This is a genomic window from Streptomyces sp. NPDC048516 (assembly GCF_043199875.1).
Lineage (GTDB): Bacteria > Actinomycetota > Actinomycetes > Streptomycetales > Streptomycetaceae > Streptomyces.
The window spans coordinates 1-8,447 of sequence record NZ_JBICWS010000048.1 but is presented as its reverse complement, the minus strand read 5'-3'; the positions used below and the strand labels follow the sequence as shown (position 1 = coordinate 8,447).

The window sequence follows — 8,447 nt, the reverse complement described above, 5'->3', positions numbered from 1 at the left end:
CCGGGGGGGGGGGGGGGGGGGGGGGGGGGGGGTGTTGGGAACCCACCCCCCCCCCCCCCCCCCCCCCCCCCCCCCCCGCCCCGCCACCGCACCCACAGCCCCGCGCAGCGGACCCGGCCCGCCGCAGGCGCAACGGCGGGCGCACCGCGAAGCGGGCGCAAAACGGCGGTCAACCCCCACGGCGGGAAAGCCGAAAACGCGCCGCCGCCACAACCGCTACGGCAACGCCAGCATCCGCTCCAGCGCCAGCTTCGCGAAGCTCTCGGTCTCGTCGTCGACCTGGATGCGGTTGACGACCTTGCCCGCGGCGAGGGATTCCAGTGTCCACACCAGATGCGGGAGGTCGATGCGGTTCATCGTCGAGCAGAAGCAGACCGTCTTGTCGAGGAAGACGATCTCCTTGTCCTCCGCGGCGAAGCGGTTGGCCAGCCGGCGGACCAGGTTCAGCTCGGTGCCGATCGCCCACTTCGAGCCGCGCGGGGCGGCCTCCAGCGCCTTGATGATGTACTCCGTCGAGCCGACGTAATCCGCCGCCGCCACGACCTCGTGCTTGCACTCGGGGTGGACGAGGACATTGACGCCCGGGATGCGCGCGCGTACGTCGTTCACGGACTCCAGCGAGAAGCGGCCGTGCACCGAGCAGTGGCCGCGCCAAAGGATCATCTTCGCGGCCCGCAGCTCCTCGGTGGTCAGGCCGCCGTTCGGCTTGTGCGGGTTGTAGACCACGCAGTCGTCCAGGGACAGGCCCATGTCGCGGACGGCGGTGTTGCGGCCGAGGTGCTGGTCGGGCAGGAACAGCACCTTCGTCGCACCGGGCTCGCCCTGCTCGAACGCCCAGTCCAGCGCCCGCTTGGCGTTGGAGGACGTACAGATCGTGCCACCGTGCTTGCCGGTGAAGGCCTTGATGTCGGCCGAGGAGTTCATGTACGAGACGGGGACGACCTGCTCGGCGACGCCGGCCTCGGTGAGCACGTCCCAGCACTCGGCGACCTGCTCGGCGGTGGCCATATCGGCCATCGAGCAGCCGGCGGCGAGGTCGGGGAGGATGACCTGCTGGTCGTCGCCGGTGAGGATGTCCGCGGACTCCGCCATGAAGTGCACACCGCAGAAGACGATGTACTCGGCGTCCGGCCGGGCGGCGGCGTCCCGCGCGAGCTTGAAGGAGTCGCCGGTCACATCGGCGAACTCGATGACCTCGTCGCGCTGGTAGTGGTGCCCGAGGACGAAGACCTTCTCCCCGAGCTTCGCCTTGGCCGCGCGGGCGCGCTCGACGAGGTCGGGGTCCGACGGGGCCGGCAGATCGCCGGGGCACTCCACACCGCGCTCGCTCTTCGGGTCGGCCTCACGGCCGAGGAGGAGCAGGGCCAGCGGGGTCGGCTGGACGTCCAGGGGCTGGGCGGTGGTCACAACACGCACCCTCTCTTTTCTTCGATGAGCGCGGCGCAGCCGCATCCGTGGGAGCCGGTGGGTCCACCGGGAGCCTTTTCGTCTATATGACGCTATCTATCATAGCCGCTTCACGTCACTTTGACGATGGCCATTGTGTCGATGTGACGCATCAGTGCCCTCGGCCTGCGCCGTGTGCGGTCGGCCACGTGTTCCCGGCGGCCGATGTGCGAGCATGAGGAGAGAACAAGGCGAGAGGCTCGCCCGGACGGTGTCCGGAAGGCAGCTTCTCGGCAATTCGCGCCCAGCCGGAATTAATCCGGGACGTCGCCGGTTGCAGCTGGTTGCATCCGATGACAAGCGGTCCGTACAACCCGGGAGAGATGTAGATGAGCGTTCAGGACGAGACCACCGTCAGCGACGGCATCATCCTGTCCGACGCGGCCGCGTCGAAGGTCAAGAGCCTGCTGGAGCAGGAAGGCCGGGAGGACCTCGCGCTGCGGGTGGCCGTTCAGCCCGGCGGCTGCTCCGGTCTGCGCTACCAGCTCTTCTTCGACGAGCGTTCGCTCGACGGCGATGTCGTCAAGGACTTCGACGGCGTCAAGGTCGTCACCGACCGGATGAGCGCCCCCTACCTGGGCGGTGCCTCCATCGACTTCGTCGACACCATCGAGAAGCAGGGCTTCACGATCGACAACCCGAACGCCAGCGGTTCCTGCGCCTGCGGCGACTCCTTCAGCTGAGGAGCGCGGGCTCCGGCTGAAGAGCGCGGACTCCGGCCAAGGAGTACGGGCTCGGCCGAGGAGCACGGCAGCTCGTCGAAAGGCGGCGCCCCCCGAGTGGGGGAGCGCCGCCTTTCGTTTTCCCGCCTCCGTGTGCCCGGCCGCGGCGGCCGGTGCCGCCGCGGTGCCCGCACCGCGTCCGGTCACCGCTTGGGCACGGACTCACCGGTCGACACATCGACCACCTTCCGGCCGTCCAGCGGCTTCTGCAGCGTCACGGTCTTGGTGAACTCCTTGGCGATCTTCACGCAGACCTGGCCCGGCTTCTTGTCCTTGCCGACGACCTTGGTCTTCACCGCCGAACCGGATTCCTCGGCGCTCACCGAGTAGGTGCTGCACACCCCGCCCCAGAAGTGCACCGTCAGCTTCTTGCCGCCGTCGCCCACGGCGTACGACTCCAGGGCCATCGCCCCGGGCTTGCCGGACGGCTTCGCCGCGCTCGGCGACCCGCCGCCCCGGTGGGCCAGGTACTTCGGGTTCACCGCCGGGTGCGCGATCGTCGTGGTGGCGTCCGGACCGCTGCCGGCGCCCGGCTGGCGCACCTTGTACAGCCACGACGGCACCAGCGCCTGCCCGCCGTCCACGTACTGCACCGAGAGGCCGAAGACGGCGCCGGTCACCTCCGACGGCTGCTGCGCCTTCGTGGGCGCCGGCTCGCACGGCGCTATCCCGCCGTCCTTGCCCCCCTTGGCGTCCTTGCCGCCCTTGTCACCGGGCGTCGAGGGGCAGCCGGCCGGCGTGCGGCCCTCGCCCGTATTCAGCCGGTCCAGCGTCTTGGCGGCGTCCAGCACCGGATAGTCCGCGCCCTTGGCCGGGTTCGCCAACTGGCCGCTGCCGCCGACCACCTGGCCGTCCGAGCCGACCTGCAGATCGCTCTGCCAGCCGTACGTCGGCAGCCCGCCGAGCACCGGATTCGCGCTGACGATCCGCACCGCGCCGGACAGCCCGCCCGCGTCCAGCCTGGCGTTCTCCTGGCCGAGCGCCTTCAGCGCCGGCCGCACGGCCTTCTTGGCCTTCTCCGGCGACACCGCGCCCTTGCCGCTGCTGTCGTCCTCGGTCGTGACGTCCCCGCCGCCGCGGTACGAGGGGCAGCCGGGCCGGCCCGACGGCGCCGCGCCGTCGGCCTGGTCCTGGCCCTTGCCGCCCTTGGGGGAGGAGGGCAGGGCACAGTTCGTGCCGCCCGGCGTGCCGTACTGCGAGTACGTCCAGGCGCCCGAGCCGGACTTCTTCACTTCCAGGACGGGGCTACGGGCGTCCCGCGTCAGCCCGCCGACCTTCCAGGAGGTGCCCTCCGAGCGGACCTTTCCGGACACATCCAGCGCCTTCGCCAGTCGTTCCACGGACTCGCGGCTGATCTCGCCCTTGGGGCGGTACACCGGCGCGGACGCCGGGCCGCCGGGCAGCTTCGCCACCGCCCGGTACTTCGCGCCCTGGGGGTTGGGCTCGCCGGCCGCGATCGAACCGCCGCCGGTGTAGCCGTCGAGCGCCAGCGGTGGCGGGTCGCCCTTGGCCGCTGAACCCGCGCCTTCGTTGCTGGACGCGGACGAGACCCAGTACGCCGCGCCGCCCCCGGCGAGAAGTACCGCCGCGGCCATCGAGGCGACCACCACGGGGGTGCGCCGCCTGCGCTCCTTGGGGTTCGGGGTGTCGGTGGTGTCCTCGGTGTTCACCGCATCGCTCCTTCGGCTCCGCTGAACATCTGACGTGCCATCCTCCGTGAGGTGACGCCGATGGGACGGAGCGGGGGTGGATACGGTTCCGGCCGGGCGGCCGGTCAGTCGCCGTACTGGGACATTCCGTCCACAAGTGCGGCCGAACTGGAGGGGACCTCGACGCCGTGGAGATCGGCGGCGCGCCCCGGCGCGGGTGCGGACCGCCGCCCGGACGTCCACCGGTCCGCCATCCGTGCGCAGTCGCCGCGCAGCTCGTCGAGCGATTCGGGGTCCTGCGCGGTGGGCGAGACGCCCTCACGCGGTGTGACGGCTTTCACAGGTTTGGCCATAGGGGCACCGTACGCAGCCTTATACCGAGGAGAAAGACCTACTATTGGGTAGTTTCAGCCATTCCAAGTGTCCGGGATGACCGGGTGGCGCGCGACCCCGGCGGGTAGCGTGGCTACACGTCAGCCCGCCCCTACGCCTTCCGCAGGAGCAGACCCGTCGTGCGTATTGCAGTCACCGGCTCCATCGCCACCGACCACCTGATGACCTTCCCCGGCCGCTTCGCCGATCAGTTGGTCGCCGACCAGCTGCATACGGTCTCCCTCTCGTTCCTGGTCGACCAGCTCGATGTCCGCCGCGGCGGCGTCGCCGCCAACATCTGCTTCGGTATGGGCCAGCTCGGCACCGAGCCGATCCTGGTCGGTGCCGCCGGCAACGACTTCGAGGAGTACCGCGCCTGGCTCGACCGCCACGGCGTCGACACCCGCTCCGTCCGCATCTCCGAGGTGCTGCACACCGCGCGCTTCGTGTGCACCACCGACGCCGACCACAACCAGATCGGCTCCTTCTACACCGGCGCGATGAGCGAGGCCCGGCTGATCGAGCTGCAGCACGTGGCCGAGCGGGTCGGCGGCCTGGACCTCGTCGTGATCGGCGCGGACGACCCCGAGGCGATGATCCGGCACACCGAGGAGTGCCGCAGCCGCGGTATCCCCTTCGGCGCCGACTTCTCCCAGCAGATCGCCCGGATGGACGGCGACGCCATCCGCACCCTCCTGGCGGACGCGGCCTACCTCTTCTCCAACGAGTACGAGAAGGGCCTGATCGAGTCCAAGACCGGCTGGACCGACGAGGAGATCCTCGCCAAGGTCGGCACCCGCGTCACCACCCTCGGCGCCAACGGCGTCCGCATCGAGCGGGCCGGTGAGCCGGCCCTCGAGGTCGGCGTCCCGGAGGAGAACGCCAAGGCCGACCCCACCGGCGTCGGCGACGCCTTCCGCGCCGGCTTCCTGTCCGGTCTGGCCTGGGGCGTCGGTCTGGAGCGCGCCGCTCAGGTCGGCTGCATGCTGGCGACCCTGGTCATCGAGACCGTCGGCACCCAGGAGTACGAGCTGCACCGCAGCCATTTCATGGACCGCTTCACCAAGGCCTACGGCCACGAGGCCGCGGCCGAGGTCCAGCAGCACCTCGTCTGAGAACGCCTAGGCGCGGCGCCGCACGACGTACGCGGCGCCGCGCTCGGCCGCCCGCTCGCCCACGTACTCCTGGTCGCGCATGGTGCACCAGGCGGGGATGTCCTGACGGGCGGCCTCGTCGTCGGAGAGCACCATCACCGTCCCGCCGACCGGCACCTCGCCGATCACCTTCGCCAGCTCGATGACCGGGACCGGGCAGCGCTTGCCCAGCGCGTCGACGACCAGTCCGGCGGACCCGGCCGACCCGGTGGCTTCAGCAGGCTCGGCGGCTTCCCCGGGCCCGGCGGCCCCGGCGGCTTCCCCGGCCCCCGCCGTCTCCCCGGCCCCCGCCGCGGGGACGCCCAGCCGCTCCCGCACCGAGTGCACCACCCGCGGCAGCACCTCCAAGAAGCGCTCCACGTCCGCCCCGTCCGTGCCGTAGGGCAGCGAGACCCGCACATTCCCCTCGGACAGCACACCCATCGCCCGCAGCACATGGCTCGGCGTCAGGGTGCTGGACGTGCACGACGATCCCGACGACACCGAGAAGCCCGCCCGGTCGAGCTCGTGCAGCAGCGCCTCTCCGTCGACATAGAGACAGGAGAAGGTGACCAGATGAGGGAGGCGGCGCACCGGATCGCCGACCACCTCCACGTCCGGGACCAGCTCCGGCACCCGTGTCCGGATCCGGTCCACCAGCCGCCGCAGCCGCGCCGCTTCGTCCCCGGTCTCCGGCCCCGCGCGCAGCGCACGCAGGGACGCCGCGGCGGCCACGACGGCGGGGATGTTCCCGAACCCCGGGCTGCGGCCGGACTCCCGCTCGTCCCGCGGCCCCTGGGGCGCGAACCGGGTCCCCTTGCGGACGGCGAGCAGCCCCACGCCCGGCGGGCCGCCCCATTTATGGGCGCTCGCCGTCAGCAGCGACCAGGCGCCGGGCACCGGCCCCCACGGCAGCGACTGCGCGGCGTCCACCAGGAGGGGGACGGCCGCCTCCCGGCAGAGCGCGGCCACCTCCTCGACCGGCTGTTCGGTTCCCACCTCGTGGTTGGCGGACTGGAGACAGACCAGCGCGGTGTCCGGGCCGAGCGCGGCGGCCACCTCGCCGGCCGCCACCCGGCCCGTACGGTCCACGGACAGCTCCGCGCGGCTGCCCCCGGCCGCCTCATGGGCCTCGGCGGCGTGCAGGACGGAGGAGTGCTCCACGGCGGAGTACAGCAGCCGGCGACCGGCCCGCCGGCGGGCCGCCAGCGCGCCGGAAACTCCCGTATGCACCGCCTGCGTCCCCGAAGGGGTGAAAACCAATTCGTCGGGGCGGCAGCCCACGGCCTCGGCCGCGGCCTCCCGCGCGGCGTCCAGCAGCAGCCGGGCGCGCCGCCCCTCCCGGTAGAGACGGGCCGGGTCGGCCCAGCCCTCGTCGAGCGAGGCGAGCAGGGCCTCGCGGGCGACCGGATGCAAGGGGGCGGCCGACGCCGCGTCGAAATAGGGCACATACGAGACGTTAGTCCTCCGGCCCGCGGCCGGGGGCGGCCCCGGTCCCGCCCGTGCGGTCGCGCGCACCTCCCGGGCGTGGCCGGCGGGTGGGAGTGCCCCGGGGAGCGCCCCCGGCCGCGGTGCGGGAGCCCGGCCGGGCACGGCGTCAGATGCCTGGTGGAAGCGGGTATTCGGCCGGTATTCGGGGGTTCGGCGGGTGCCTCCGGGAGGCCCCGGCCACCCCTTAGGGGTGCGTCGCGGCGCGTTGGGCACCCTCCCCGCGCGACCCCAAATAGCGTCCAGTAAGGTTTGGCCCGCATAAACATCCAAACCCCTGCCCGACGCAGGGCGGCGACCGACCAGCGAGTAAGGCCGCAGCCGACCGCGCGGGCGAGACTCTCGGGAAGGCGCTACGTGAGTCCCAACGGCTCCGACCGCTCGTCGCGGCGCCCGATGCGGCGGAAGCTGCCGCAGGTGCTTGCTGCGGGCCTGGTCCTGGCGACCGCTACTGGTTGCACATATAAGGACTTTCCCCGCCTCGGCATGCCAACGCCCGTCACCGACGAGGCGCCGCGGATCCTCTCTCTTTGGCAGGGCTCCTGGGCCGCCGCCCTCGCAACGGGCGTGCTGGTCTGGGGCCTGATCATCTGGAGCGTGATCTTCCACCGCCGCAGCAGGTCCAAGGTGGAGGTCCCCGCGCAGACGCGGTACAACATGCCGATCGAGGCGTTGTACACGATCGTCCCGTTCATCATCATCGCGGTGCTGTTCTACTTCACCGCGCGCGATGAGAGCGCAATCCTCAAGACTTCCAAGAAGCCGGACCACGTCGTCAACGTGGTGGGCTTCCAGTGGAGCTGGGCGTTCAACTATCTGGAGAACGTGGACGGCAAGAAGTCGACCTCGGCCATCAACTCCAGCGCACTGTCCGCGATCCCGGACAAGTGGAAGAAGGGCGCTCCGGCCGGTGCCGACGGCGTCTACGACACGGGCACCCCGGGCGAGCGCAACCCGCAGACCGGCAACCCGGGTCCGACCCTGTGGCTGCCGAAGGGCGAGACCGTCCAGTTCGTGCTGACCTCGCGTGACGTCATCCACTCGTTCTGGGTGGTGCCCTTCCTGATGAAGCAGGACGTCATCCCGGGCCACACCAATGTCTTCGAGGTGACTCCCAACAGGGAGGGCACCTTCAGGGGCAAGTGCGCTGAGCTGTGCGGTGTCGACCACTCCCGGATGCTCTTCAACGTCAAGGTCGTCTCCCCCGAGCGGTACCGGGAGCACCTGAAGGACCTGGCGAAGAAGGGCCAGACCGGATACCTGCCGTCGGGCATCAAGCAGACGGATCACGCCAGGAATGCGGAGACCAAGAACCAGTGAGCATCCTCAACGAACCTCAGGGTGCCGCCGCCGATACGGCTCCGGCAGCACCGCCCGTACGCAAGAAGCAACCCGGCATCGCTGCGGTGAAGTGGCTGACGACCACCGACCACAAGACCATCGGCACGATGTACCTGGTCACGTCGTTCGCGTTCTTCTGCGTCGGCGGACTGATGGCGCTGCTGATGCGCGCCGAGCTCGCCCGTCCCGGCACGCAGATCATGTCGAACGAGCAGTTCAACCAGGCGTTCACGATGCACGGCACGATCATGCTGCTGATGTTCGCGACGCCGCTGTTCGCCGGATTCGCGAACTGG

The 8,447-nt window shown here is 71.0% G+C and carries 8 protein-coding genes; 4 read left to right on the top strand and 4 right to left on the bottom strand.

All coding sequences use genetic code 11. The features are described 5' to 3' along the window. Positions 1 to 216: 216 nt before the first annotated feature. A complete protein-coding gene (nadA, locus tag ACGFR7_RS37345; protein ID WP_393328503.1) occupies positions 217 to 1,416 on the bottom strand; it encodes a quinolinate synthase NadA in 1,200 nt (399 codons plus the stop codon). A 359-nt stretch (positions 1,417 to 1,775) separates the two neighbouring features. On the opposite strand from nadA, the gene ACGFR7_RS37340 reads away from it, so the two are divergent. Continuing rightward, positions 1,776 to 2,129, top strand: a complete 354-nt coding sequence (locus ACGFR7_RS37340; protein WP_168478728.1) for an iron-sulfur cluster assembly accessory protein — start codon at positions 1,776 to 1,778, stop codon at positions 2,127 to 2,129. A gap of 182 nt (positions 2,130 to 2,311) precedes the next feature. Here ACGFR7_RS37340 and ACGFR7_RS37335 read toward each other — a convergent pair whose 3' ends face one another. Both ACGFR7_RS37335 and ACGFR7_RS37330 read right to left on the bottom strand, forming a co-directional pair. Next, positions 2,312 to 3,838, bottom strand: coding sequence for a hypothetical protein (locus ACGFR7_RS37335; RefSeq protein ID WP_393328501.1), 1,527 nt, complete (start codon positions 3,836 to 3,838; stop codon positions 2,312 to 2,314). Positions 3,839 to 3,942: 104 nt separating this feature from the next. Further along, positions 3,943 to 4,170 (bottom strand): hypothetical protein, encoded by a 228-nt coding sequence (locus tag ACGFR7_RS37330; RefSeq protein ID WP_393328499.1) that lies wholly within the window; start codon positions 4,168 to 4,170, stop codon positions 3,943 to 3,945. Between the two features lie 159 nt (positions 4,171 to 4,329). Between ACGFR7_RS37330 and ACGFR7_RS37325 the strand changes: the two genes are divergently transcribed. Further along, entirely contained in the window at positions 4,330 to 5,304 is a 975-nt protein-coding gene (locus ACGFR7_RS37325; protein WP_393328497.1) for a carbohydrate kinase family protein, read from the top strand. Positions 5,305 to 5,310: 6 nt separating this feature from the next. Here the strand turns inward: ACGFR7_RS37325 and ACGFR7_RS37320 are convergent, their stop codons facing one another. Further along, on the bottom strand, positions 5,311 to 6,771 hold the full coding sequence (locus ACGFR7_RS37320) for a cysteine desulfurase/sulfurtransferase TusA family protein (protein WP_393328495.1): 1,461 nt from the start codon (positions 6,769 to 6,771) through the stop codon (positions 5,311 to 5,313). A 396-nt stretch (positions 6,772 to 7,167) separates the two neighbouring features. Between ACGFR7_RS37320 and coxB the strand changes: the two genes are divergently transcribed. After that, positions 7,168 to 8,130 carry a cytochrome c oxidase subunit II gene (coxB, locus tag ACGFR7_RS37315; protein WP_393328492.1) on the top strand — a complete coding sequence of 321 codons (963 nt, stop codon included), beginning with the start codon at positions 7,168 to 7,170 and terminating at the stop codon, positions 8,128 to 8,130. Then, the coding region (locus ACGFR7_RS37310; protein ID WP_393328490.1) for a cbb3-type cytochrome c oxidase subunit I at positions 8,127 to 8,447 on the top strand (321 nt) is incomplete at its 3' end. The genes coxB and ACGFR7_RS37310, both read left to right, overlap by 4 nt.

Coding starts and splice junctions, on each gene's coding strand:
- ACGFR7_RS37340 (WP_168478728.1), top strand. CDS start 1,776: ATGAGCGTTCAGGACGAGACCACCGTCAGCGACGGCATCATCCTGTCC.
- ACGFR7_RS37330 (WP_393328499.1), bottom strand. CDS start 4,170: ATGGCCAAACCTGTGAAAGCCGTCACACCGCGTGAGGGCGTCTCGCCC.